Raw genomic sequence first — 24536 nt, forward strand, 5'->3', positions numbered from 1 at the left:
CGGCGCGACCGTCTCCTGCACTCAGCGGGCGGTGGCGGCCTTCAGACCCAGGTAGACGCGGTCTCGGGCGAGCGGGAGCTCGGTGAACCGCACTCCCGTCGCCGCGCGGATCGCGTTGGCGAGCGCGGGGGCCACCGGGTTGAACGGGCTCTCGCTCATGGACTTCGCGCCCATCGGACCGACCGTGTCCGACGTCCGCGCGAAGTAGACCTCGCTGCGCGGGGTGTCCGCGAAGGTCGGCAGGTGGTACTGGCGGAAGATGTCGGTCGTCACGCGACCGGTGTCGTCGACGATCACGTTCTCGTAGAGCGCGGCGCCGATCGCCTGCGCTATGCCGCCCTCGACCTGGCCGCGGCACTGGCGCGGGTTGACGACCTCGCCGGCGTCGGCGGCCTGGACGGACTGGAGGATGCGGATCTCCCCCGTCCCGCGGTGCACCGCGACGCGGAAGCCGTGGACGTTGAACGCGACCGAGCGCGGGGTGCCGCCCCAGCGGCCCTCGGCGACGAGCGCGACCCCGGCGTCGTCGGCGGCGCGCGCGACGTCGGCCAGCGGCAGGACCGTCCCGGCGCAGTCGACGCCGCCGGGCACGAGCCGGCAGTCGCCGGGCGCGGCGCCCGCGACCCCGGCCGCGACCTTGAGCACCGCCTCGGCCAGGTCCTGCGCGGCGGCGAGCGACGCCTTGCCCGCGACCACGGTCCCGGTCGACCCGAACGCCCCGGTGTCGTGCTCGACGAGGTCGGTGTCGGACTGCCGCACGACGACGTCCCCGGCGTGCTGGCCGAGCGCGCTCGCGACGAGCTGGGCGTGCACGGTCGTGGTGCCGTTGCCGAACTCGGCCGTCCCCACCTCGGCCTCGACGACGCCGTCGGCCCGCACGCGCACGCGCGCGTGCGAGTAGTGCCCGCGTGGCGGCACCGTGTCGATCATGGAGAGCGCGGCGCCCTCGCCGACACCCCACTCGGGGCCGAGGTCCGGGAGCGCGTCCGGCCCGGTCCCCATGCCCGCCCCGTACGTGGCGACGTCGCGGGCCCGGCCGCGCGCGAGGGCATCGGCGGCGAGGTCGAGGCACTGGTCGAGCCCGTAGCTGCCGTAGAGCACGTCCTCCTCGGGCGTCGGGTGCGTGGAGAGCATGGGGTCGCCGTCGAGCACGACGTTGCGCCGCCGCAGCTCGAGCGGGTCCATGCCGAGCTGCTGAGCGAGCTCGTCGACGGCGGACTCCACGGCGAAGATCATCTGTGACAGCCCGTACCCGCGGAACGCTCCCGCGGGCACCGTGTTCGTGTAGACGCAGTGGGCGTCGACCTTCTTGTTCTCGCACCGGTACACCCCGAGCGACTCGCCGCACCCGTGGAACATGACGCCCGGGCCGTGGTTGCCGTACGCGCCCGTGTTGCTGAGCACGTCGAGGTGCAGCGCGGTGAGCGTCCCGTCCCGGCGCGCGCCCGCGCGCACGCGGATGCGGAACGGGTGTCGCGTCGTCGTGCCCACGAACTGCTCGGTGCGGGTCAGCTCGAGCTGGACGGGCCGCCCGAGCCGCAGCGTCGCGAGCGCCACGACGTCCTCGGTGAGCACCTCCTGCTTGCCGCCGAACCCCCCGCCCACGCGCTCGCAGTGCACGCGCACACGCTCCGGATCGAGGTCGAGCACGCGCGCGAGGTGGCGCCGCGCGAGGAACGGGACCTGGGTGGACGAACGCACGACGAGACGGCCGTCGTCGTCGAGCGACGCGATGGCGCAGTGGGTCTCGAGGGCCGCGTGCTGCACGCGGTGGGTGCGGTAGGTGGCCTCGTGCACGACGTCGGCCTCCGCGAGACCGCGCTCCACGTCGCCGAGCTCCGAGTGGACCTCGGCGACGACGTTGGCCTCGGGCCGCGAGACGCGCGCGTCGGCGGCGTCGAGCTCGGGGTGCACGAGCGGGGTGCCGGGCGTCATGGCCTCCTCGGGGTCGACGACGGCGGGCAGCACCTCGTACTCGACGCGGACCCGGCGCACGCCTTCCTCGGCGGCGGCGACCGTCTCGGCGACGACGGCCGCGACGCGCTGGCCGACGTGCCGCACGACGTCGTCGAGGACCCGCGTGTCGTCGGGGTCGTCGGTGAACAGCTCGTGCTGCGCGGTCGAGAACCGGGTCGCGGGCGCGTCCTCGTGCGTGAGGACCGCGTGCACGCCCGGCACCGCGAGCGCCGCGGAGGTGTCGATCGCGACGACCCGCGCGTGCGCGTGCGGCGACCGCACGAGCTTCAGGTGGAGCAGGCCCGGGTAGTCCGCCGGGTCCACGTCGAGCGTGTACCGCACCGTCCCGGTGACGATCCCCCGGCCCGCGGGCGCGGGCACGTCCCGCCCGAACGCCGACGTAGAGGCGTGGTCCGCCGAGGTAGAGGCGTGGTCCCTCGAGGGGGAGGCATGGTCACCGCCCGACGGCGCGCGCTCGCCCGTGCCCGGCGCGGTCCCGGTCGTGTCGCCACGCCCGAGGACGGCGTCCTCGATCGCGCGGTACCCCGTGCAGCGGCACAGGTTGCCCTTGAGGTTGCGCGGCAGGTTCTCGCGCTGCGCGTCGTCGAACGTCGCGGCGGTCATGATCATCCCGGCGGTGCAGAACCCGCACTGGAAGCCCTGCGCGTCGAGGAACTGCTGCTGTACCGGGTGCAGCGCGTCCTGGGGGTCGTGAGGGTCGTGGTCGCACGCGCTCGCCGCCTCGTCTCCTGCGGCACCGCCCGGGCACGACGTCGCCGCGAGCCCCTGGATCGTCGTCACCTCGTGGCCCGCCGCGCGCCGCGCGGGGTAGACGCACGAGTGCACCGGGACGCCGTCGACGTGCACGGTGCACGCGCCGCAGTCGCCGCCGTCGCAGCCCTTCTTGACGCCGGGCGCGCCCTGCTCGCGCAGGAACGTGCGCAGGCACTGGCCCGCGCGCGGCTCGGCCTGCGCGGTGCGGCCGTCGATCGAGACGGGCGGGATCGGGCGGGGGTCGATCGCGGTCATCGGGGGTCTCCGTCCGTGCCGTCCGCGAGCCCGGAGAGGAGCTCGGAGCGGATCTCCTCGCCGAGGCGGTAGGTCATGTCCCGACGCCAGTCGGGCAGGCCGTGGATGTCGTCGTGGTAGAGGTCGATCGGGATCGCGGCGTCGAGCGCGGCGGCGAGGTCGCCAGCCGTGGGCGGCGCGTCGGCGGTGAACCGCAGCTGCACGGGCCGGCGCGTCGAGGCCGTGACGGTCAGGACGAAGCCTCCCCCGGCGTCGGGCGGGTCGACCCGGCCGATCAGCAGCACGCCCGAGCGCCCGAGGTTCGAGAGGGACAGTCGCCGGAACGCGGTGCGCGACCTCAGCGCGTGGTCGGGCAGACGGATCGCACGCAGGAGCTCGCCCGGCGCGAGCGTGTTGGCCAGCTCTCCCGTGACGAGCTCCGCGACCGGCTGGGTCCGCCGGGTGCCGCCCGGTCCCCAGACCTCCGCGACGCCGTCGAGCGCTGCGGTGAGCGAGATCATGGGCCCCGCCGGCAGGGAGGTACAGACGTTGCCGCCGACCGTCGAGGTGTTCCAGATCTTGAAGGACGCGACGAAGCTGTCGCAGCACGGGCGCACGAGGTCGAGCGCGGACCAGCGCTCGCGCACGGGCACGGCCTGGGCGCTCTCCTCGAACGCCCACAGCTCGGCGACCGTGCACGTCGCGGCGATCTCGAGACCGTCGTCGGTGACCGTGAGCGCGGGCCAGCCGGCGCTCGTCACGTCGAGCAGGCGCCGCAGCGTCTGGCTGCCGTAGGAGAACAGGACGGTGCCGCCCGCGAGCCAGGCGTCGCCCTCGCGCCACTCGCCAGGGTCGACGGTCGGGACGAGGTCGGTGACGGTGCTCAGGTCCATCAGGAGGCCTCCTCGGGGGTCGCCGCGGCGTCGGCCGCGGGGAGATGGGCAGGCGAGCCAGGCGGCGGGTCGGCATGGATCGGCCCGTCCGTGCCGCTCAGCGGGACGACGGCGGCCCGCCCGTGCCGGGTCGCGACGAGTTCCGCGGTGATCGAGACGGCGACCTCGTCGGGCGTCACCGCCCCGAGGTCGAGGCCGATGGGCGAACGGAGCCGCGCGAGCGCCGCCTCGGACACGCCCTCCGCGCGCAGCGCGGCGACGCGCTGCGCGTGCGAGCGGCGCGAGCCCATCGCCCCGACGTACGCGAGCGGCAGGTCGAGCGCGAGGCGCAGGAGGGGCACGTCGAACTTCGCGTCGTGCGTGAGGACCGCGACGGCGGTCCGGGCGTCGACGCGACCCGCCCCGGCCTCCGCGGCGAGGTAGCGGTCCGGCCACTCGACGACGACCTCGGCCTCGGGGAAGCGGCGCGGCTCGGCGAACACCTCGCGCGCGTCGACGAGGGTCACGCGGTAGCCGAGGAGCCGCACGTGCCGCACGAGCGCGCCCGCGAAGTCGTTCGCCCCGCACACCAGGAACCGCGGCGCAGGCAGGCGGGTCTCGACGAGCAGCGTGACGGGCTCGGCCTCGTCGCACGCGGCTCCGTCCTGCGGTGCCCCGTGCGCCGCGTGGACCGTCGCCGTACCGCCCGCGCGCAGCACGGCGACCACCTGAGCGGCCGCGGCGTCGAGGGAGGCCGGACCGACCAGGTCGCGCAGCGCCCGGGCGACGTCCCGCTCCCCCGCACCGGCCGGGTCGTCGACGAGGACCGCGGTGCGTCGCGCGCCGTCGATCCGTCGCACGATCGCCACGGGCCCGCGCCCGTCGGACGGTGCCGCCAGCGCGGCGAGCACGCGGGCGGCGTCGTCTCCCGGGAAGACGGGCTGGACGTGGACGTCGAGCGTGCCGCCGCAGCTCAGCCCGACGGCGAAGGCGTCGTCGTCGCTGTAGCCGAACGTCTCGCGGTGGCTCGCGCCCGAGGCGATCGCGTCGAGCGCGGCGGCGTGCACCGCGCCCTCGACGCACCCGCCGGACAGGCTGCCGAGGACGGCGCCGTCGGCGCGCACGGCCATCGCGGTGCCGACCGGTCGCGGCACGGAGCCGGACGCCGCGACCACCGTCGCGACGGCGAACGGGGGCCGCCCCGGGCCGAGCCACGGGGCGAGCTGGTCGACGATCTGGAGCATCGTGGGCCTCGCTTCCGCCAGGGTGCCGGCGAACCGGCGTCCTTCCAGTGAACCCTTGCGGTGAGTCCCCTGCGTGTCCGAGGTCGCGTCCGCTGTGACGCGCCGGAAACACAGGGCTTGAATCCGCCCTGGAACCCTCGCCACCTGTTCCGCGAGTGTTCCGCTGAATGGAAGTCAACTTCCATTCGACGGACTCCACGCTAGCACGGGCCGGAACCGCTGGTCACGGGTCCGGCGTCAGGAACGTCTACGATCGGGCCATGACCGCGGTCTCGCTCGGGATGCCCAGGCTCCGGTCGATCGCGCCCGCGGCCGGCCCGCCGGACCTCGACCCGGGTCGTCCTGCGACCGACGCACTCGTCGACCGCTATGGGCGCGTGGCGCGCGACCTGCGCATCTCGATCACCGAGAGGTGCTCGCTGCGCTGCACCTACTGCATGCCCGCGGAAGGGCTGCCCGCGATCCCCCGCGAGGACCTCCTCACCCCCGACGAGATCGGCCGCGTCGTGCGCGTCGCCGTCGACCGCCTCGGCATCACCGACGTCCGGTTCACGGGCGGCGAGCCGCTCATGCGCCGCGACCTCGTGGACATCCTGCGCGCCGCGCGCGCGGCCGCGCCCGACGTGTCGCTCTCGCTGACGACCAACGCGATCGGGCTCGACAAGCGCGTCCACGAGCTCGTCGCCGCCGGCCTCGACCGCGTGAACATCTCGCTCGACTCCGTCGACCGTGCGGACTTCGCGCGCCTCACGCGCCGCGACCGCCTGCCCGACGTGCTCGCCGGGATCCGCGCCGCGCTCGCCGCCGGGCTCGCGCCGGTCAAGCTCAACGCGGTGCTCATGCCCGAGACGCTGGCGGGCGCGGCCGACCTGCTCGCCTGGGCGGTGGACCACGGGTGCCACCTGCGCTTCATCGAGCAGATGCCGCTCGACGCCGACGGGCACTGGACGCGGGACGACCTCGTCTCCGCGACGGACCTCCTCGCCGTGCTCGGCACCCGCTTCGACCTGCTCGAGGTCGGCCGTGACGACCCGTCCGCACCCGCCGAGGAGTGGCTCGTCGACGGCGGACCCCAGACCGTCGGGATCATCGCGTCCGTCACGCGCTCGTTCTGCGGCGCGTGCGACCGCACGCGCCTCACGGCCGAGGGCACGGTCCGCTCGTGCCTGTTCGGCGACGACGAGACCGACCTGCGCGCGATCCTGCGCTCCGCCGACCTCGCCGAGGACGAGCGCGACGACGCGCTCGCCCGCGCGTGGCAGGGCGCGATGTGGCGCAAGCCCCTCGCGCACGGCAGCGACGCGCCGACGCTCGCCGCCGACGCGTTCGCGCCGACGTCGCGCAGCATGGGCGCGATCGGCGGCTGAGCGTCGCGACGGTGGCGCAGATCATAGGGTGAAGCCGGTCACCACGACGCGTCTGCCCAGGTCACGCGCGACGGACCTTCCTACCATGGATGCCGTGACGACGATCTCCCCTGCACCCACCAACCGCCCCGCGACCTCCGACGCGCCCACGACGACGCCGGACAACACCACCTCCGCGCTGCCGATCTACCGCACCGACGAGCGGTCCGACAGCTGGAAGGCCGGGACCAAGAGCGTCCTGGGCGCGGCGATCGGCGCCGTCGTCGGGACCGTCGTGCTGAGCTGGTTCGGGCTCGTCCTCGGCACCGCTGTCGGCCTCGGCATCGGCATGCTGCTCGACAACCGCCCCGCCGCGCGCTGACCCGACCGCCCCACCCCGGGCCCGCGCGACGAGCGCGAGACCGGGAGCGTCCCGCCCGACATCGTCGTCGCACGGCGGACCCCGCAGCCCGACGCACGAGAGGCGAGAAGGTGGCCCCTCCCCGGCCGTGACCGGGGGCCGCTTCTCGCCTCTCGTCGTTCGTCGGCGCAGTCCCGTAGAGCGTGCCGCTACAGCCCGACCCATTCCGAGACGCCGTCGTCGAAGTGCTGGCGCTTCCAGATCGGCACCTCGGCCTTGATGCGCTCGACGAGCAGCGAGCACGCCTCGAACGCCTCGCGCCGGTGACCCGCCGCCGCCGCCGCGACGAGCGCCACGTCACCGATCCCCAGGCTCCCGTACCGGTGCACCGCGGCGACGCGCAGCCCGGTCTCGGCCGCTACCGTGGCCACGCACCGCCGGATCACCGCGGTGGCGTCGGGGTGCGCCTCGTAGTCGAGCCGGCTCACTCCGCGGCCGCCGTCGACGTCGCGCACGACCCCGCGGAACGTCACGACGGCGCCGAACTCCGGGCTCGCCACCGCGTCCTCGACGGCGCGCGACACGGCGTCGTCGAGCACGTCGGTCGTCACGCGGCTCACGTCCTCGAACACCTCACCGGGGGCGACGCCCGGGGACCCGCCCTGCGTCTCGCTCACAGCTCTCGCACCTCCACCTCGGTCCCGGCGTCCCACTGTGTCACGTCGGCGGGGACGTCCACGAGCACGTCCGCCCGCGCCATCGACGCGACGAGGTGCGAGCCCGCTCCCCCGACGACGCGCACCGTGCCACCGGGTCCGGTCGCACCGCGCAGGAGCTGACGCTTCCCGGCGGGCGAGGTCAGCGGCTCGGCGAGGACCGCCGTGCGCACGCGCTCGGCCCCGGGAAGACCCGCCGCGCGCTCGAGCGGCTCGCGCAGGAACATCACGAACGACACCTGGGCGCTCACCGGGTTGCCCGGGAACGTGAGCACGGGCGTCCCGTGCACGGTGCCGAACCCCTGCGGCCCACCGGGCTGCATCGCGACCGACCGGAACGTGACGCCCGGCGACACCTCCTGACGCACATCCCGGCCGGCGCCCTGTCCGCCGACGGCGCCGGAGCCACCGAGCACGTCCTTGACCACCTCGTACGCACCCTGCGACACGCCGCCCGACGTCACGACGAGGTCCGCGACCGCGGTCGCCTCGGCGAGCACGGCGGCGAACCGCGCGGCGTCGTCGCCGCACCGGGCGGTGAGCACGACGTCGCCGCCCGCGCGCCGGGCAGCCGCCCCCAGCGCGTCGGCGTTGGCGTCGAAGACCTGCCCCGGCCCCGGCGTCTCGCCCGGCCCGACGAGCTCGGACCCCGTCGAGAGAACGGCGACGCGCGGGCGGACGACCACGCGCACGCTCCCCGCCCCGCACGCCGCCGCGGCAGCGAGGTGGTTCGGCGCGAGGACGGTGCCGTCCGCGAGGAGCACGTCGCCGGGCCGGACGTCGGAGCCCGCCTCCCGCACGAAGTCGCCCGCCGACCGCGGCACTCGTATCTCGACCGCGGGGCTCGCACCGGGGCCGGGCGGGTCGGCCCCCGCGGGACCGCGGACGTCGGGTCGCGGCGTGCCCGCGAAGGTCCCTGCGACGGTGTCCTCGACGGGGACGACGGCGTCCGCGCCCTCAGGCACGGGCGCGCCGGTCATGATGCGGGCCGCGGTGCCCGGCGCGAGCCGCGGCGGGACGCCCGGCGCCGCCGGGATCTCGGCCGCGACCGCGAGGCGTACGGGCGCGTCCGCGCCGGCTACGGCGACGTCCGCGGCCCGCACCGCGTACCCGTCCATCTGGGAGTTCCGGAACAGCGGGACGGCGACGGGCGCGACGAGGTCGCCCGCGAGGACCCGGCCGAGCGCGTCGGCGAGGAGGACGTCCTCGGTGCGCGTGCGCCGTCGGGCCGCCTCCACCAGCGGGGCGAGGAGCGCCGCGACGTCCGCGCGGTGCTCGTCGACGCTCACACGTGCTGTCCCGGCCATGCCTCGCCTCCCCGTTCCCCGCACGCCGACGGGCCACCCGGAGGAGCGGGCGACCCGTCGGCCGTGCGGTCGATGTCGAGGCTCAGCCTCCCACGACCGCGGTCAGGGGACCGCGCACGAAGTACACGACGAACCCGGCCGCGACCACCCACAGGAGCGGGTGGACGTCGCGCGCCTTGCCGCACGCGAACCGCAGCAGGACCCACGTGACGAACCCGATCCCGATGCCGTTGGCGATCGAGTACGTGAGCGGCATCGTCACGATCGTGAGGAACACCGGCAGCGTGACCGTGAAGTCGGTGAGGTCGATCTCCTTGATCTGGCCCATCATCATCGCGCCCACGACCACGAGCACCGCGCTCGCGACCTCGATCGGCACGACCGCCGTGAGCGGCGTGAGGAACATCGCGACGAGGAAGAGCCCGCCGGTGACGACCGACGCGAGGCCCGTGCGCGCGCCCTCGCCCACGCCCGCCGCCGAGTCGACGAACACCGTGTTCGACGACGACGACGTCGCGCCGCCCACGACCGCGCCCACGCCCTCGACGACGAGCGCCGACTTGATGCGCGGGAAGTTGCCGTCCGCGTCGGCGAGGCCGCCCTGCTTGGCGAGCCCCGTCATCGTGCCCATGGCGTCGAAGAAGTTCGTGAAGAACAGCGTGAACACGAGCATCGTCGCCGCGAGCGCCCCGATCCGGTCGAACGCACCGAACGAGAACTGCCCGAACAGGCTGAGGTCGGGCACCGAGACGAGGGAGCTCGGCAGCGTCGGGACGGTGAGGTGCCAGCCGCCGGGGTTGTCGTCGGACGCGGGGCCGAGGTGCAGCACCGACTCGGCGACGATCGCGACGACGGTCGTCGCGACGAGCCCGATGAGCAGACCGCCCTTGACCTTGCGCGCCACGAGGATGCCCATGGTCAGCAGGCCGACGACGAACACGAGGGTCGGGACCGACGTGATCGACCCGCCGTCGCCGAGCTGGACCGGCGGCCCGCCCGCGGTGCGCGTGACGAACCCGGCGTCGACGAACCCGATGAACGCGATGAACAGGCCGATGCCGACCGTGATCGCGGCCTTGAGCTGGCGCGGGACGGCGTTGAAGATCGCCGACCGCGCGCCCGTCACGGCGAGCAGCACGATGAGCAGACCGTTGACGAGCACCAGTCCCATCGCCTCGGGCCACGTGACGTCGCCGATGACGGCGACCGCGAGGAACGAGTTGATGCCCAGCCCGGCCGCGAGCGCGAACGGGAGGTTCGCCACGAGCCCGAACAGGATGGTCAGGCCACCGGCGGCGAGGCCGGTCATCGCGCCGACCTGCGCCGTCTGGAGCCACCCGCCGGCGACGTCGACGGGCGCGTTCTCGGCGCTCGTCCCGCCCAGGATGAGGGGGTTGAGGATGACGATGTACGCCATCGCGAAGAAGGTCACCAGGCCGCCACGGAGCTCGCGCCCCGTGGTCGAGCCACGCTCGGTGATCCTGAAGAACCGGTCGAGCCGGCCGGTGGCCCGGCCGGAGCCGCGTGCGTCGTCGTTCTCGGCGGTCTCCCGCCGCATGCCGAGGAGGGTCACGTCCTTGTGTCCTTTCGGTGCGAGATCGCGGTGCTGAACGGCGCGGCGGCCGGTCAGTACTCGATCCGGGACTCGAGGACGCGCCAGGCGTCGAACGGCGCGGTGGCGGTGGCCGTGCGCTCGTGCACGACCTGCATGCTCCGGTCGGCGGGGTCGGCGGCGAAGAAGTCGTAGAACTCGGCGTCGTCGAACCCGGCGCTCGCGGCGTCGTGGCGGTCGGCGGCGAAGTACACGGTCTGCACGCGCGCCCAGAGAGCCGACGCGAGGCACATGGGGCACGGCTCGCAGCTCGAGTAGAGCGTCGCGCCGGTGAGGTCGAACGTGCCGAGCGCAGCGCACGCGCGACGGATCGCGGTGACCTCGGCGTGCGCGGTGGGGTCGTTGTCCTGCGTGACCCGGTTGTTGCCCTCGAACACCTGCCCGTCGGCGGTGACGATCACGGCGCCGAAGGGCCCTCCGGCGTTCGCGACGCTGTCGACCGCGAGGGCGACGGCTCGGTCCAGGTGTGCTGCGTCCACGACAAGAGTGTCCATGGTGAGTCTCCACGGTTCGGGCAGCGACGCCGGGTGCTCCGCCTCCGGCTTCCGGCTCGTCGGTGACCCGGGAGGAGGCGGCCGGCGGGCCGCTGCAGGCGAGTTGTCACTTCCGCCTGGTTGGTAGCTGCCGGTGTCGGATCGATCGCGTCGACCACCGAGCGTGTCGCTCGGCCCGGGCCCGCCGTTGGCACGCACGACGCTAGCAGCGCGTGACCGAGGACACAAGAGTTTTGGAAGAACTTTTCCACACTGTGGACAGAGCGGTGGAGAACTCCGCCGCACCCGGCCCGTTGCGGAAGGAACTCCCGCCCGGAAGAGTTGTCCCAGCGCAGGGCCGACCCAGGGTCGGTCCGAAGATCCCCGCTCTCACGTCCGACGCCCGGGGGCGTCGCCCGTCCCCGACCACCCGGAGGCCCCGTGACCGAGCCCGCTCCGCCGTCGTCGTTCCCGATCGTCCGCGTCCCCGCCCGGCCGGGCCCGCCGCTGCGCTTCCAGCTGCGTCCCGTCGCGCCCTCCCTGCGGTCGTTCCTCGCGACCGAGGCGGGCGGCGCGGTGCTGCTGCTCGTCGCGACCGTCGTCGCCCTCGTCTGGGCGAACTCCGCCTGGTCCGGCGCCTACGACGACCTGTGGTCCGCGACGGCGGGCTGGCACGTCGGGCCGTGGTCGTTCGAGATGGACCTGCACCACTGGGTCAACGACGCCGCGATGGCCGTCTTCTTCCTCGTCATCGGGCTCGAGATCAACCGCGAGGTGACGAGCGGCGAGCTCCGCAACCGGCGGACCGTCGCCGTGCCCGCGCTCGGCGCGCTCGGCGGCCTCGCCGTCCCCGCCCTCATCTACGTCGCGTTCAACGCCGGCTCCCCCGCGCAGCACGGGTGGGGCATCGTCATGTCGACCGACACGGCGTTCCTCGTGGGGATCCTCGCCCTGTTCGGACCGCGCTGCCCGGACCAGCTCCGGCTCTTCCTCCTCACGCTCGCCGTCGTGGACGACATCGGTGCCATCACCGTCATGGCGCTCTTCTACACCGACGACCTCTGGCTCCCGGGGCTCCTCGTCGCCGCCGTGCTCGTCGTCGTCATCCTCGCGCTGCGCTGGCTCGGCGTCTGGCGGCTCACCCCGTACGCGCTCGCCGGGATCGCGCTGTGGGGCGCGGTCTACGCGTCCGGCGTCCACGCGACTCTCGCCGGAGTCCTCGTGGGCCTGCTCGTCCCGTCGCGCTCCTCACGGCCCGTCGACGTCGCGGTCGTGCCCAAGTACGCCAAGCGCCTCGCCCAGGAGACGACGGCGGAGCGCGAGCACCTCACCGAGCTCGCCGCGCGCGCGGCGGTGCCCACGAGCGAGCGACTCCAGCGCGTGCTCCACCCGTGGAGCGCGTACGTCGTCGTGCCCGTGTTCGGCCTCGCCAACGCGGGCGTACAGCTCGACGCCGAGTCGCTCCGGACCGCGGCGACGTCGCCCGTGACGATCGGCGTCGCCGTCGCGCTCGTCGTGGGCAACGCCGTCGGCATCTTCGGCGCCGCGACGCTCGCCCTGCGCCTCGGCCTCGGCGACCTCCCCGGTCGGGTGCGCTACTCCCACCTGCTCGGCGGGGCGATCCTCGCCGGCATCGGCTTCACCATCTCGCTCTTCATCGCCGAGCTCGCGTTCGACGACGAGGCGCTCATCGAGCAGGCCAAGATCGGCATCCTCGCGGGCTCGCTCGTCGCCGCCGTGCTCGGCTCCCTCGCGCTCCGGTTCGTCGGCGAGCGCTGGCCTCTGTGCTCCCCCGGCGCCGACGGCCCCCCGCCCGAGCTCCCGCCCCTCCCCTGGCGCCCACCCACGACCACCTGAGCACGCACCCGCCCCCGCCGAGGTAGAACCCTGGTCCACCGGGGTAGAACCCTGGTCGGGCGAGGTAGAGCCCTGGTCTCGCGAGGTAGAGCCCCGGTCCCGCGAGGTAGAGCCCCGGTCCCGCGAGGTAGAGCCCCGGTCGGGCGAGGTAGAGCCCTGGTCTCGCGAGGTAAAGCCCTGGTCTCGCGAGGTAGAGCCCTGGTCTCGCGAGGTAGAGCCCTGGTCGGGCCGCAGGCCCGCGTGGTCGGGTCCGCGGCGCGGGTGGCCTCGGTGCTCGGGGCTGCGGCGCCGTCACCCTGGTCCCTCGGCCGTGGGTTCGAGGAGCGCCGCTCTGACGCCCCTTCGCATCCGAGCCCACCCCCACCGCTCAGCCGTCGACCCACCACGGCCCGCCACCCGGCCGACCAGGCCGTCCAGGCCGTCCAGGCCGTCCAGGCCGTCCAGGCAAGCCGAACAGGCGACCGCGGCTCGTCAGACACCCCCCGACGAACCACAACCACCTGCTCGACGTCATGTCGCCACGATCCGGGGCGACATCGCTACCACCAGCACCGTCGCGACGGTGACACGACCCACGGCCACGGCGCGCAACGGCACCGGGAGCCGGGAGCCGGGAGCCGGGAGCCGGGAGCCGGGAGCCGGGAGCGACCGTGCCACGCGGCGACCGAAGGCGACACCGGGAACATGCTCGGTGAACCGACACCGCGGGCAGTCGCCCGAGGTGAGCGGAGACCAGGGCGAGACGACGCCGGGCGGGGTGGGTGGTGGTGCCGCGTCGTGGCGGGCCTGGAACGAGGGATCGTCCGGAGTGAGCTGGCGAACGCAGGACGATCCCGACCGAGAACGCGGGAGCCGCGAGGAACGAGCGGCGGATGGTCGACGCGGCACCACCACCCACCCCGACCACCCAGGGCGACCACGCGCCGTCGAGCACAAGAACCACGGCTCTACCTGGCGCAACCACGGCTCTACCTCGCGTGACCACGGCTCTACCTCGCGTGACCACGGCTCTACCTCGTGCGACCACGGCTCTACCTCGCGTGGCCGGGGTTCTCCCTCGGCGCGGTGGCGGCGTCGATCGCGGTGCGGAGGCCGTCGGCCGTGACGCGGCCGCGGTAGCGGACGCCGTTGACGAACAGCGTCGGGGTGCCCTGGACTCCTGCGGCGAGGGCGTCGGCGTAGTCGCGCTGCACGGGCGCGGCGTGCTGCTGCGCGGCGTCCCCCACGACGGACGCGCCGTCGAGGCCGAGCTCCTCGGCGCGGTCGGCCAGCCCGGCCTCGCCGAGCTGGTCCTGGTGCTCGAACAGCGCTGCCTGCATCTCCCAGAACCGCCCCTGCGCCGCCGCGGCCTCGACCGCGAGCGCCGCGGAGAGCGCGTGCGGGTGGATCTCGAACAGGGGGAAGTGCCGGAACACGAGACGTACCTGGCCTGCCGACGCCTCGACGACCTGTCGGAGCACGGGCGCGGCGGCGGCGCAGTACGGGCACTCGAGGTCGCCGAACTCGACGATCGTGACGGGCGCGTCCGGGTTGCCGAGCACGTGCGCGTCGGCGGGGACGAGCTGCTCGGCCGGGATCGGGGCTGCGGTCTGCTCGCTCACGTGGCCCAGCATGGCACGGGGGCGGCGCGTCGCACCCGGCGAGCGGACGACGTCGTCCCCCGCACCCGCGCGGGCGTCGCGGGGAGTCCGCGTGCGGACCGTCGTCGACCGTGCGCGACCGGCCGGCCCCTCACGCGAGGACCAGCGGCCGGTCGTCCCGGACGCCGCCCGGGATCGGCTCGACGAGGTGCTCCAGACCCGGCCCGGCGCTCTCGCGCCACCACGTGACGTTCCGGGCGTGGCGCGCGTACTCGGAGGCCGGGTCCGCGGTCAGGTACGCGGCCGTCTCGGCGAGGTAGACGGCGTCGACGGTGTCCGGCGGGGTGGGCACCCCGGCGAGGACGCGCCGGTCGCCGCGGAAGCGCGGGCGCGGGTGCATGCGCTTGAGGAGATTGAGTGCGCCGAAGAGCAGTCCGGGGCGGAACCGGCACACGAGCTCGTCCTCGTGGTGGAGCTGCGCGAACAGCCGGTCCTCGTCGAACGACAGCCCGCGGGCGACGGCCTCGCCGACCATCCACAGGAGCGCGGTGTCGGAGAGCGCCCGTGCGCGCGCCCCGCCACCGACGTCGCTGTGCCCGCCGGGGAACCAGACCTGCTTGACCCGCGCCGCCATGGAGACGGGCACGTCCCAGAGGCACGGCTCGAACGTGATGCGGCGGTCGTCGATCGCGAGGGCCTGGCGGGCGCACTCGACGTCGGTCGACAGGCGCAGGTCGTGGAACCGGCTGCGCCGGCGCGAGAGGCCGGGGACCCCGAGCGCGCCGACGGTGTCGAACACCCCGAGGAACGCGACCGGGACGTGGTCGTGGCAGTGCGCGGCGCGGAAGACGGCCGCCTGCTCCGCCCGCTGGGCACCGTCTCGCAGGCGGTAGATCCGTTCGGCGTCGCCCAGGTGGTCGCGCGCGAGGGAGTCCTGGGTGAGCAGCCCGACGGTCGCGACCATGCCGACGACGCTGCGGGCCGTGTACGCCCCGCGGCTGAACCCGAACACGTAGACCTCGTCGCCGGGCTCGTAGTTGAGCGCGAGGTGGCGGTACCCGGCGACGACGTTGCGCGTCAGCCCGTACCCGAACGCCCCGCCGAGCAGGCGGTCGACGAGGTAGCCCTGCGCCCCGACGCCCTCGACGGAGAACACCATCTGCTGCACGCCGTCCGGTCCGATGCCGGTGCGGACCGAGCGCGCGATCTTCTCGATGTTCGACACGCTCGCGTTCACCGGCGAGTTCCACGTGCCGTCGCAGCACAGCACCAGCCGCTTCATGGCCCCTCCCCGTCTCGCCTCCGGCACCGTCGCCGGGGGTCATCATCTGGGGAGGGTCCGGCGGGGATCGTGATACTTCGGTGAGCGTGTCCACGCTCACCCGGTGAACGGTCCGAGGGCGTACGCCGGGTGGCGTAGGTTCTGGCGGTGTGACCGTCACGAACGCCCCTTCCTCCACCGAACCCTCGGGATACCCGACGGGGCGGGAGCGGCGGCACGCGCGGGGGACGCGCCGGCACCGCGGCGTGTGGGTGGCGGTCGTCGTGACGCTGGCGCTCCTCCTCGGGGCCGCCGGGGGCGGGCTGGTCTGGTACCGAGGGTCGACCTACGACGAGCTGGACGGGCGGACGGCCGCGGCGGAGGAGCTGCTGGCGGAGTCCGACGGGAAGGTCGCCGACCCCGCCGTCCGGGACGACCTCTCGGCCGAGGTCGACGACGCGCGCGCCCTCCTCGGGGCGTCCTTCCTCGACCGGATGACGACGGGCACGACGGGCACGACCGAGTCGCTGGAGCAGGCGTCGCAGGCCGTGCACGCCTCGATGCTTGACCACGCGCGTGCCGAGGTCGAGGCGGCCCGGACGAGCCTCGCGCCCGTCCAGGAGCAGGGCGAGAAGATCTACGCCGCCACGGAGGGCCTGGGCGCCGACGAGGCGGTGCGCGCCCGGCTCCGGGAGGCTCTCGACGCGGCCGCGACGACGTCGGAGAGCGCCGGGAGCGGTGCGTCCGCGGACGACCTCGCCGCGCTCGAGCAGGCCGTGGTCGACCTGGAGGCAGGACTGGCGACCGTCGCCACGTCGACGGAGGAGATGTCGACCGCGCAGGACGCCGTCTCCTGCCCCGCTCCGGACCAGGTGTGGGACCCCGACGGCGGTCGCGTGCCCGACTCCGCCCTGGCCGCGATCCCGTGGTCGCCGTCGGACCGCGTGCGCGCCGACGTGCTCGACGGGCTCGTCGCCCTGGACGCCGCCTACCTGGAGCGGTTCGGCGTGCACCTGACGATCAACTCCTCCTACCGCACGTACGAGGAGCAGGCGGGCCTCTACGACCCGTCGTCGCCGATCGCGGCCCCTCCCGGCTGCTCGAACCACGGCCTGGGGTTCGCCGTCGACCTGGGCGGGGGCGTGCAGGCGTTCGGCACGCCGCAGTACGAGTGGCTCAAGCAGAACGCCGAGACCTACGGCTGGACCCATCCCGACTTCGCCGAGCCCGACGGGCGCGTGCCCGAGCCGTGGCACTGGGAGTCCGTGCTGGCCCGCGCGGACGACTGAGCCGGGGGCGGGACTCAGGGAGACCATGCCCCCGGGCCCGCGCCCAGGTCGACGTCCACCCGGGTGACGTGCCCCGGCGTCGGGCCGTCGCGCAACCACGCCACGAGCCGGTCGACCGCGCTCCGCGGCCCGGTCGCGACCACCTCGACGGTGCCGTCGGGACGGTTCGTCGCGGCGCCGTCGAGCCCCAGCGCGACGAGCCGCTCGCGCGTCGCCCAGCGGAAGCCGACGCCCTGCACACGCCCGTGCACGACGGCCCGCAGGGCGACCGGCGCGTCGGGAGACTCCGTCACAGGTGCACGTGCGCCGGGACGCCCGTGGACGACTCGATGTCCGACTCGGCGTCGTCGAGCAGCCGGTCCGCGAGCCGCCGCAGCGCGCGCCCGACGGCGATCTCGTCGCCGATGAGCGGGACGTCCAGGTCGTGCGGGTCGCGGCGCGCGCGCCCTACGGTCCGCAGGTGCTCCGGCGTCTCCGCGACGAGCACCGCCTCCGCCGTCGTGCGGCCCTGAGACTCGACGACGCTGACCTGTACACGCCACACCTTCGTCGTGTCGGTCCCACCGCCTCTCTCCGCCCCCGGCACGTGCTCGACGTAGCTGTCCGACCCCGGGTAGACGAGCGTGCGCTCGCCGGTGTCCGCCCACTCCACGAGGTACGGGGGCGACCCGTCCTCGTGCCGCAGCTCGACCACCACCCCGTCGCGCACCGCTCCGCCGACGACCCCCGAGGCGGTCACGATCCTGTCCCCGACCGATGCCCTCATGGCTCCTCCTCGTGCCGCACCGCTCTTCCATCATGCGACCGGCGCGTGCGCCGTGCACCCCCGGGCCGGGCATGGGCTACGCGTCGAGCTGGGCCCGCAGCGCCTCGGGGTCGTGCGCCGGGAGCCGGCACACGAAGTCGGCGCACAAGTACGCGCCCGGGCCGCGACCGGCGAGCAGGCCGACGCCGTCGACCGCGAGCGCGGCGGCGTCGCGGGGCGTCGCGCCGAGCAGCAGGCCGTCCGGGTGGTACCAGTCGCGCGCGGCCTCCCGGAACGCCTCGCGCAGGTCCGGGTCGGCCACGAGCACGAGCTGGTGGGGCGGCTCGGCGAGCCCGACGGCGACGCGGAGCACCCCGGCCGCGCCGAGCGGGTGCTCGCTCGCCGTCGGGGACGCGGCGACGTGCGCGCGGGCGGCGTCCCGGTAGCGCGGCTCGCCCGTCGCCAGGTGGGCCAGCAGCGCCGCCCGCGCGGCCGCCGTCGTGCCCGACGGCACGGCGCCCTCCGACGCGTCCGTGGCGGCACCGGCCGCGAGCCCGAGGTCGGTGAGCACGGGGTCGGTGCCCTGCGGGGGCCGCAGCTCGCCGTCCGCGCCGACGGTCGCGTCGACGAGCCGCAGGCCCTCGCGCACGTACCGGGCCTCTCCCGTCAGCCCACCGAGCACGAGGAGGGCGGTCGCGAGGGCGCCGTGGTCCTCGAGCGTGGCGACGGCGTCCGAGGCGACGCCGCCCTCCGACGCGCGCACGAGCGTCCCGTCGGACCGCACGTGCGTGGTCAGCAGCCGGTCGGCAGCCGCGCGCGCGGCGTCGGTGAGGTCGGGGAGGCCGAGGTGGTGGCCGGCACGCGCCAGAGCCTCGATCGCGAGGCCGTTCCAGCCGGTGAGCACCTTGGTGTCGAGCGGGGGCGGCTCGTGGTGCGCGCGCTCGGCGGGCGGGAGCAGGTAGTAGCCGCCCTCGACACGCTCGCCGCCGACGACGGACTCCGAGTCCTGCGCGCTCGCGAACGCGCCGTCGGCGAGGCGCAGCACGCGCAGGAGGAAGCGCCCGACGTCGGCCGCGACCCGCGCGGCGCCCTCGCCCGGGTCCCCGGGGGCAGGCGCCGGCGTGCGGAGCGGGCCGTCCACCGGCCCGGTGCGCCGCAGCACGGCGAGGGTCGTCGCGGCGGAGAGGAGCTGGGCGTTGTCGTAGAGCATCCGCTCGTAGTGCGGCTCCGACCAGTCGGGCCGGGTCGCGTAGCGGAAGAACCCGCCGTCGACGTCGCGCAGGGGGCTCGCCGACATGGCGTCGACCGTGCGCCCGGCGAGGACGAGCGCGCGCCGCGCGACCTCGGGGTCCACGACCGACGACGCGGCGACGTCGAGCAGGAGCTCGAGAGTGGGCGCGACGGGGAACTTCGGCGCGCCGCCGAACCCGCCGTGCACGCGGTCCTCCGCCGCCTCCAGCCGGTCGACGACGGTCCGCGCATGGTCGGCGAGCCGGCCGACCGGCCCGTCGTCGGTCGCACCGGGAGCGCCCGGCTCCCCGGGGGCGGCGACCGTCGTCGCCGCGGCGCGCGGGACCCCCGTCCGCCGCCCCGCCGCCGCGTCGCGCAGCGCCGCGCGGATCGTCTCCCCGGTGTCGACCACCTGGTCGCGCCGTTGCTCCCAGGCCTGGGCGACGGCGTCGAGCACGTCCCGGAACGCGGGCCGCCCCGCCACGGGGACCGGCGGCCAGTACGTGCCGGCGTAGAACGGGGCGCCGTCCGGCGTCGTGAACACCGTGAGCGGCCAGCCGAGGTCGGGTGTGAACGCGCTCGCGGCGGCGAGCAGGCTCGCGTCGACGTCGGGGTGCTCCTCACGGTCGACCTTCACCGCGACGAACCCGCGCGCGAGCCGCGCGCCGATCTCGGGGTCGGAGAAGCTCTCGCGCGCCATGACGTGGCACCAGTGGCACGTCGCGTACCCGACCGACACCATGACCGGCACGGCACGTCGCCGTGCCTCGGCGAACGCCTCGGCGCCCCACGGGTACCAGTCGACGGGGTTGCCTGCGTGCTGCCGCAGGTACGGGCTCACGGCGTCGGCGAGGCGGTTGACCATGCGTCCCAGCCTGCCAGGTGGCGGCGCCGCGGCGACCGGAGTCCAGAACGGGTTTGTCTGCTACGTCCAGGACGTGCGCGCTTGTAACGTTGCGCCCATGCCCGGCCCCGAGCAGTCCGTCCTCCCGGCGGCGACCGACGACGACACCCACCCGAGCCCGCCGAAGCCCGCACCGCTGCCCCGGCGACCCGTCCGTCAGGTGCCCGCGAGCGGTGACCGCCGAGGCCCGTTCACCCTGGGCGAGGTGCTCGGGCACGGCGGGTTCGCGCACGTCTACCGCGCGACGGACGCGGACGGCGCGGAGGTGGCCGTGAAGGTGCTCACGGGCCTGCAGGAGGGCTCCCGCGAGCGCTTCACGCAGGAGGCGCGGCTGCTGGAGGCCGTCGACGGGCGCGGCTTCCCCGCGTTCGTGCGCTCGGGTCTGGACGACGAGCAGCCCTGGTTCGCCATGGAGCTCGTGCCGGGCACGACGCTGCGCGAGCAGGTCCGCGCGTCGGGCCCGCTGGACGGGCGGCAGGCGCTCCGTCTGGCCTCGCAGGTCGCGGAGGCGCTGCTCGTGCTGCAGGAGCAGCACTGCGTGCACCGCGACCTGAAGCCCGCCAACATCATGGTCGACGACGACCGCGCGGTCCTCATCGACCTCGGCATCGCCAAGCTGTTCGACACCGCGACGTCCACGCAGCCGGTCGGGACGCTCGCGTACATGGCGCCGGAGCTGTTCGCCCGCCGCGTGCACCCCCGCTCGGACGTGTACGCCCTCGGCCTGCTCCTGATCTTCGCCACCACGGGAGTCGTCCCGGCGGACCTCAACTTCCTCGGTCGCGACCTCGAGGCCGACGATCTCGTCCGAGAGGCGCCGGACGACCTGGTCGGGGTGCCGGCCGGGATGGAGCCGGCCCCGTCCCCCGCCGAGCTGCCGGAGATCGACCCCCACCTGCAGGACCTGATCCTGTCGATGACCCGCTACCAGCCGAACCACCGCCCCGCGCTCGAGAGCGTCGTCACGGTGCTGCGCGCACGGCTCGCCGGGGAGGCCGCCGACGACACCCTGCTCCTCACGCACCGGATCGTGGCCGACGGCGCCACGGCGGCCGAGCGGGCCCTCGGACCCGTCGCCGGACTGGGCGCCGCGACCGGGGCTCCCGTCCGGGGCGCGCGGCCGGCCGACGCCGTCGCGGTCGGCACGGACCCCGGGGCAGACCCCGGCGCGGTCGCCGGGCGGGACACCACCCGCGCCCGGGAGCCGTGGCACGCCCTCGTGTACGACGCCACGCTCATGAGCGTGCTCTCCGAGGTGCACGGCGACGGGTTCGACGGCGCGGCCTCCGAGGTCATCGCCGACCACGTGGCGAGCATCGGGGCGCACGTCGCCGACGGCCGCACCCCCGCCGAGCTCAAGGACTGGCTCTGGCAGGCGATGCAGTGGCAGGCCGCCACCCCGCCGGCCGGGCACGCGGACACCCTGCGCGGGTGGCGGGCGTACCGTCGCCCGCCGCACGTGACGCCCGCCCGGCCCGAGCCCGTGGTCCGCGTCGCCCGGCTGCGCACCGACGAGCCCGACGGCGTCCCGGCGCGCGGCACGCCGGGCGGGCGTACCTGGCCGGGAGCCGTACGGCGGGTCTCCACGCTGGGCCGACCGCCGTCGGGGGCGGGCCCCGCGGAGCCTGCGCCCGCGGCCGTCGCGGGGACCCGGGTGCTCGACTCCCCCGACCTCGTCGCCACCCAGGTCGGGCGCCCGGTCCCGCCGTCCGTCCCGCCGCGCCGGAGCCCGGTCCAGCACCTGGGGCCCACACCGCGGTCGGCTCGGCCGCGGATCACCGGCGCGGCCGTCACGAGCGCCCCGGCCCCGCAGCCCTCCATCGCGCAGCAGACCGCCCCCGCGTTCCCCGCGCCCCCGCAGCAGCCCGCGGCGCCGACGGCCGGGGCGTCGTCACGGTCAGCGGCGTCATCACCCGTGGACCGGTCCCGGGTCGGGGGCGCGTTCCTGCGCGCGCTGCCGCGCCTGCTCGCGGTCCTGGCCGTGCTGCGCACGCTGTGGCTCGTGCCCGACGGCGCGGCCCGGCAGAGCGAGCCGTTCGTCCCGCTGCCGCCGCAGCTCCTGGAGACCCTGCGCGTCTCGGTCGACCTGGCTCCGCTCGTGGACGGCCCCGTGCTCGCCCTGGCGGCGCTCGCGGTGGCCGTGGTGCTACGCGTCGCCGGGCGGCGGACGTGGGTCTGGCCGTACACGCTCCTCGCGTCCGCGTCCGTCATCGCCACGGTGGTGCTCGTCCTGCGCGGCTGAGCGGCGGTCGATGGCGACCCGACCGGATGCCGCCGGCAACCGTCGGGCTGCCGTCGGGCGGCCGTCGGGCCGCACCGCGCGGTGCCGCCCGACCGTGCCCTCAGAGCGGGCCGAGCACGTCGTCGCGCGGCGCCACGAGATCGAGCGCGGCCAGGACGCCGGCGAGCGCTCGCTCCTCGTACCGGAAGTGCGACTCCATGATCGCCCCCACCCCGTCCAGGTGACGCCCGACGGCGTCGCGCGACGCCTCGGGATCCGCCGCCCGGTCGAGCGCGCGCTCGAGGTCGGCGACGAGGTACGCGATCATCCCGTGGTCCTGGCGCAGCCGCCGCAGGACGTCGGCGAGGTCGGGGTGACGCCGCTCGAGCTCGGGGAAGAGCACCGCGTCCTCGGCGGTGTGGTGCCGGGTCAGGGCAGTGCAGAAGCCCCGGCAGTACACCAGCAGATCGGTGACCGGATCGCTGGGGTCCGGATCGTCGTCGCGCACGGCGTCCCGCACCAGCTCCAGCGCGCGTCGCAGCCGGCCGTGCACCGCCTGCATCTCGTCGTACCAGGCCGCGAGCCTGGCCTTCTCGCCCTCACTCATCGGTGAGGAGCGAGGAAAGGGCCCGTGAGGTCACGGCTCCCCCTTCCGGGTTCGGCGCCTCCATGCCTGACGTGGTCCGCCACCGGCACGCGACGCTGCGCGCGACCCTACCAGCCCGCTCCGGGGGTTCCACGCGCCGTCGAACACGACCTGAGCGCCGCGAAACGGCTCAGAACGACGCTCATGTCGTGTTCGGCGCAGTCCCGGGGGACGGGGGTCAGGCGTGGAGGCGGCGGAGGAACGTGCGCGTGCGCTCTTGCTGCGGGTCGCCGAGAACCTGTTCGGGGGTGCCGCGCTCGTGGACGCGGCCCTCGTGGAGGAAGCAGACCTCGTCGGCGATGCGGCGGGCGAAGCCCATCTCGTGCGTCGCGACGAGCATCGTGCGGCCCTCGGCACGCAGCTCGGCGAGCAGGTCGAGCACCTCGCCGACGAGCTCCGGGTCGAGCGCGGATGTCACCTCGTCGAGCAGGAGCAGCTCAGGCCCGTTGACGAGGGCGCGCGCGATCGCGGCGCGCTGCTGCTCGCCGCCCGAGAGCTGGTCGGGGTACGCCCTCACCTTGTGACCCAGGCCGACCCGGCCCAGCATCTCGACGGCCGCCGCCTCCGCCTCCGCACGCGCCCGCCGGTGGACGAGGCGCGGCGCGAGCGTCACGTTGTCGAGCACGGTGAGGTGCGGGAACAGGTTGTACGCCTGGAAGACCATGCCCATGCGGGCGCGGACCCGGTCGGCGTCGAGCCGTGGGTCCGCGACGTCCTCGCCGTCGAGCAGGATCTGCCCGTCGTCGACCTCGTCGAGGAGGTTGACCACGCGCAGGAGCGTGGACTTGCCCGAGCCGGACGACCCGACGAGGACGACGCACCGGTGCGCGTCGACGTCGAGGTCGATGCCGTCGAGCACGACCCGCCGCCCACCCGGGACGCCGGGTGCAGGGAAGGTCTTGCGGACGCCGCGCAGCGAGAGCAGGTGGTCCGCGCCCGCAGCCCGCGGGGTCGCGCCGGAGGGGACGACGGACGCGCTCATCGGATGTCCCCCGCCCCGCTCACGGTCGCCAGCGACCGGCCCCAGCCGCGGCGCGCCTGGTACGCGTCGACCGCGCGGGTCAGCGGGAACGACACGAGGAAGAACAGGATCCCCGCGACGACGTACGGCGTGAAGTTGTAGCTCCCCGTGGTCGCGATCTGCGCGGCGCGGATCGCGTCGACCGCGCCGAGCACGGAGATGAGACCCGAGTCTTTCTGGAGCGAGACGAGGTTGTTCGCGAGCGGGGCGGTGACGTTGCGCACGGCCTGCGGCAGCACGACGCGGCGGGTCGTCTGGGCGCGCGTGAGCCCGAGCGAGCGCGCGGCGGCGACCTGCGACGGGTGCACCGACTCGATGCCCGCGCGGAACACCTCGGCCAGGTACGCGGTGTACGTGAGGACGATCGCGAGCGCTCCGAGGAAGGCGCCCGACGTCGGCAGCCACTCCAGGCGCAGCGCGGGCAGCCCGAAGCCGACGAGCAGCAGGACGAGCAGGAGCGGCACCCCGCGGAAGAGGTCGACGTACGCGGTCGCGAACGCACGCAGCGGGAAGAGCGCCGGGATACGGCTCGTGCGCGCGATCGCCAGCCCGAGACCGAGCAGCGTCCCGACGACGCCCGCCACGACCCACACGCGCAGGTTGAGCCACAGCCCCTCGAGGATCGCGGGCAGCGACTCCCACGCCATCGCCGGGTCGAAGAACGCGGTCCGCGCACGCTCCCAGCCGGGCGCGTTGACGACGACGAGCACGACCGCCGCGACGACGAGGACCGTGCTCACGAGCGCGACCAGCAGCGAGCGGCGACGCTGCGCACGCCGGAACGCCGCGCGGTCGAGCGCGAGCGGCGACGGCGACCACGCGGTGGTCGGGGCTCCGTCGGGCTCGTCGCTGCGCCCGGGCGGGCGCGCGTCGTCGGGCACGCTCAC

Annotated in this window: 20 protein-coding genes; 5 read left to right on the plus strand and 15 right to left on the minus strand. The window is 75.1% G+C overall.

What is annotated here, in order from left to right:
• Nucleotides 1-21: 21 nt before the first annotated feature.
• Genes AC6CH9_RS06865 through AC6CH9_RS06875 form a run of 3 tightly spaced genes read right to left on the minus strand, consistent with a single transcriptional unit; the run spans nucleotide 22 to nucleotide 5080 of the window.
• Nucleotides 22-2985, minus strand: coding sequence for a molybdopterin-dependent oxidoreductase (locus AC6CH9_RS06865; protein WP_498154251.1), 2964 nt, complete (start codon nucleotides 2983-2985; stop codon nucleotides 22-24).
• A complete protein-coding gene (locus tag AC6CH9_RS06870) occupies nucleotides 2982-3857 on the minus strand; it encodes an FAD binding domain-containing protein (RefSeq protein ID WP_498154252.1) in 876 nt (291 codons plus the stop codon). The genes AC6CH9_RS06865 and AC6CH9_RS06870 overlap by 4 nt, the downstream gene beginning before the upstream one ends.
• On the minus strand, nucleotides 3857-5080 hold the full coding sequence (locus AC6CH9_RS06875) for an XdhC family protein (RefSeq protein WP_498154253.1): 1224 nt from the start codon (nucleotides 5078-5080) through the stop codon (nucleotides 3857-3859). Before AC6CH9_RS06875 ends, AC6CH9_RS06870 begins: the two co-directional genes overlap by 1 nt.
• A gap of 260 nt (nucleotides 5081-5340) precedes the next feature.
• Here AC6CH9_RS06875 and moaA point away from each other — a divergent pair, with 260 nt between their 5' ends.
• Both moaA and AC6CH9_RS06885 read left to right on the plus strand, forming a co-directional pair.
• Nucleotides 5341-6447, plus strand: a complete 1107-nt coding sequence (gene moaA / locus AC6CH9_RS06880; RefSeq protein ID WP_498154254.1) for a GTP 3',8-cyclase MoaA — start codon at nucleotides 5341-5343, stop codon at nucleotides 6445-6447.
• Between the two features lie 94 nt (nucleotides 6448-6541).
• Nucleotides 6542-6808, plus strand: coding sequence for a DUF4564 domain-containing protein (locus AC6CH9_RS06885; RefSeq protein ID WP_064316899.1), 267 nt, complete (start codon nucleotides 6542-6544; stop codon nucleotides 6806-6808).
• Between the two features lie 188 nt (nucleotides 6809-6996).
• Here AC6CH9_RS06885 and AC6CH9_RS06890 read toward each other — a convergent pair whose 3' ends face one another.
• From AC6CH9_RS06890 to AC6CH9_RS06905, 4 genes are all read right to left on the minus strand, one after another.
• Complete coding sequence (locus AC6CH9_RS06890; RefSeq protein ID WP_498154431.1) at nucleotides 6997-7386, minus strand: molybdenum cofactor biosynthesis protein MoaE; 390 nt, start codon at nucleotides 7384-7386, stop codon at nucleotides 6997-6999.
• Between the two features lie 74 nt (nucleotides 7387-7460).
• Entirely contained in the window at nucleotides 7461-8810 is a 1350-nt protein-coding gene (locus tag AC6CH9_RS06895) for a molybdopterin molybdotransferase MoeA (RefSeq protein ID WP_498154255.1), read from the minus strand.
• An 82-nt stretch (nucleotides 8811-8892) separates the two neighbouring features.
• The gene (locus tag AC6CH9_RS06900) at nucleotides 8893-10368 is read right to left on the minus strand and encodes an NCS2 family permease (protein ID WP_498154432.1); all 1476 of its coding nucleotides are present in this window, start codon (nucleotides 10366-10368) and stop codon (nucleotides 8893-8895) included.
• 68 nt (nucleotides 10369-10436) lie between these two features.
• On the minus strand, nucleotides 10437-10916 hold the full coding sequence (locus tag AC6CH9_RS06905; RefSeq protein WP_264031822.1) for a nucleoside deaminase: 480 nt from the start codon (nucleotides 10914-10916) through the stop codon (nucleotides 10437-10439).
• A 420-nt stretch (nucleotides 10917-11336) separates the two neighbouring features.
• Here AC6CH9_RS06905 and nhaA point away from each other — a divergent pair, with 420 nt between their 5' ends.
• A complete protein-coding gene (gene nhaA, locus AC6CH9_RS06910) occupies nucleotides 11337-12752 on the plus strand; it encodes a Na+/H+ antiporter NhaA (RefSeq protein ID WP_498154256.1) in 1416 nt (471 codons plus the stop codon).
• Between the two features lie 1031 nt (nucleotides 12753-13783).
• Here the strand turns inward: nhaA and AC6CH9_RS06915 are convergent.
• Both AC6CH9_RS06915 and AC6CH9_RS06920 read right to left on the minus strand, forming a co-directional pair.
• Entirely contained in the window at nucleotides 13784-14353 is a 570-nt protein-coding gene (locus tag AC6CH9_RS06915; RefSeq protein ID WP_498154257.1) for a DsbA family protein, read from the minus strand.
• 130 nt (nucleotides 14354-14483) lie between these two features.
• A complete protein-coding gene (locus tag AC6CH9_RS06920; protein WP_498154258.1) occupies nucleotides 14484-15614 on the minus strand; it encodes a T6SS phospholipase effector Tle1-like catalytic domain-containing protein in 1131 nt (376 codons plus the stop codon).
• 149 nt (nucleotides 15615-15763) lie between these two features.
• Between AC6CH9_RS06920 and AC6CH9_RS06925 the strand changes: the two genes are divergently transcribed.
• The gene (locus AC6CH9_RS06925) at nucleotides 15764-16882 is read left to right on the plus strand and encodes a M15 family metallopeptidase (protein ID WP_498154259.1); all 1119 of its coding nucleotides are present in this window, start codon (nucleotides 15764-15766) and stop codon (nucleotides 16880-16882) included.
• Nucleotides 16883-16896: 14 nt separating this feature from the next.
• On the opposite strand, the gene AC6CH9_RS06930 is transcribed toward AC6CH9_RS06925, so the two are convergent.
• From AC6CH9_RS06930 to AC6CH9_RS06940, 3 genes are all read right to left on the minus strand, one after another.
• Nucleotides 16897-17175: an acylphosphatase gene (locus AC6CH9_RS06930; RefSeq protein WP_498154260.1), complete on the minus strand. Its 279-nt coding sequence runs from the start codon at nucleotides 17173-17175 to the stop codon at nucleotides 16897-16899.
• Nucleotides 17172-17648, minus strand: a complete 477-nt coding sequence (locus AC6CH9_RS06935; protein ID WP_498154261.1) for a dsRBD fold-containing protein — start codon at nucleotides 17646-17648, stop codon at nucleotides 17172-17174. The genes AC6CH9_RS06930 and AC6CH9_RS06935 overlap by 4 nt, the downstream gene beginning before the upstream one ends.
• Before the next feature lie 76 nt (nucleotides 17649-17724).
• Nucleotides 17725-19722, minus strand: coding sequence for a thioredoxin domain-containing protein (locus tag AC6CH9_RS06940; protein WP_498154262.1), 1998 nt, complete (start codon nucleotides 19720-19722; stop codon nucleotides 17725-17727).
• A 97-nt stretch (nucleotides 19723-19819) separates the two neighbouring features.
• On the opposite strand from AC6CH9_RS06940, the gene AC6CH9_RS06945 reads away from it, so the two are divergent.
• Complete coding sequence (locus AC6CH9_RS06945) at nucleotides 19820-22003, plus strand: serine/threonine-protein kinase (protein ID WP_498154263.1); 2184 nt, start codon at nucleotides 19820-19822, stop codon at nucleotides 22001-22003.
• 100 nt (nucleotides 22004-22103) lie between these two features.
• On the opposite strand, the gene AC6CH9_RS06950 is transcribed toward AC6CH9_RS06945, so the two are convergent.
• From AC6CH9_RS06950 to AC6CH9_RS06960, 3 genes are all read right to left on the minus strand, one after another.
• Nucleotides 22104-22589: a hemerythrin domain-containing protein gene (locus tag AC6CH9_RS06950; protein ID WP_498154264.1), complete on the minus strand. Its 486-nt coding sequence runs from the start codon at nucleotides 22587-22589 to the stop codon at nucleotides 22104-22106.
• 217 nt (nucleotides 22590-22806) lie between these two features.
• Nucleotides 22807-23610 (minus strand): amino acid ABC transporter ATP-binding protein, encoded by an 804-nt coding sequence (locus AC6CH9_RS06955; RefSeq protein WP_498154265.1) that lies wholly within the window; start codon nucleotides 23608-23610, stop codon nucleotides 22807-22809.
• A complete protein-coding gene (locus AC6CH9_RS06960) occupies nucleotides 23607-24536 on the minus strand; it encodes an amino acid ABC transporter permease (protein ID WP_498154266.1) in 930 nt (309 codons plus the stop codon). The genes AC6CH9_RS06955 and AC6CH9_RS06960 overlap by 4 nt, the downstream gene beginning before the upstream one ends.

The organism is Cellulosimicrobium sp. GQ32 (assembly GCF_059758455.1).

Bases quoted from the DNA above. Each gene is read 5' to 3' on its own strand.
- AC6CH9_RS06865 (WP_498154251.1), bottom strand. From the start codon at position 2,985: ATGACCGCGATCGACCCCCGCCCGATCCCGCCCGTCTCGATCGACGGC.
- AC6CH9_RS06870 (WP_498154252.1), bottom strand. From the start codon at position 3,857: ATGGACCTGAGCACCGTCACCGACCTCGTCCCGACCGTCGACCCTGGC.
- AC6CH9_RS06875 (WP_498154253.1), bottom strand. From the start codon at position 5,080: ATGCTCCAGATCGTCGACCAGCTCGCCCCGTGGCTCGGCCCGGGGCGG.
- moaA (WP_498154254.1), top strand. From the start codon at position 5,341: ATGACCGCGGTCTCGCTCGGGATGCCCAGGCTCCGGTCGATCGCGCCC.
- AC6CH9_RS06895 (WP_498154255.1), bottom strand. From the start codon at position 8,810: ATGGCCGGGACAGCACGTGTGAGCGTCGACGAGCACCGCGCGGACGTC.
- AC6CH9_RS06900 (WP_498154432.1), bottom strand. From the start codon at position 10,368: ATGCGGCGGGAGACCGCCGAGAACGACGACGCACGCGGCTCCGGCCGG.
- AC6CH9_RS06905 (WP_264031822.1), bottom strand. From the start codon at position 10,916: ATGGACACTCTTGTCGTGGACGCAGCACACCTGGACCGAGCCGTCGCC.
- AC6CH9_RS06920 (WP_498154258.1), bottom strand. From the start codon at position 15,614: ATGAAGCGGCTGGTGCTGTGCTGCGACGGCACGTGGAACTCGCCGGTG.
- AC6CH9_RS06935 (WP_498154261.1), bottom strand. From the start codon at position 17,648: ATGAGGGCATCGGTCGGGGACAGGATCGTGACCGCCTCGGGGGTCGTC.
- AC6CH9_RS06940 (WP_498154262.1), bottom strand. From the start codon at position 19,722: ATGGTCAACCGCCTCGCCGACGCCGTGAGCCCGTACCTGCGGCAGCAC.
- AC6CH9_RS06945 (WP_498154263.1), top strand. From the start codon at position 19,820: ATGCCCGGCCCCGAGCAGTCCGTCCTCCCGGCGGCGACCGACGACGAC.
- AC6CH9_RS06950 (WP_498154264.1), bottom strand. From the start codon at position 22,589: ATGAGTGAGGGCGAGAAGGCCAGGCTCGCGGCCTGGTACGACGAGATG.
- AC6CH9_RS06955 (WP_498154265.1), bottom strand. From the start codon at position 23,610: ATGAGCGCGTCCGTCGTCCCCTCCGGCGCGACCCCGCGGGCTGCGGGC.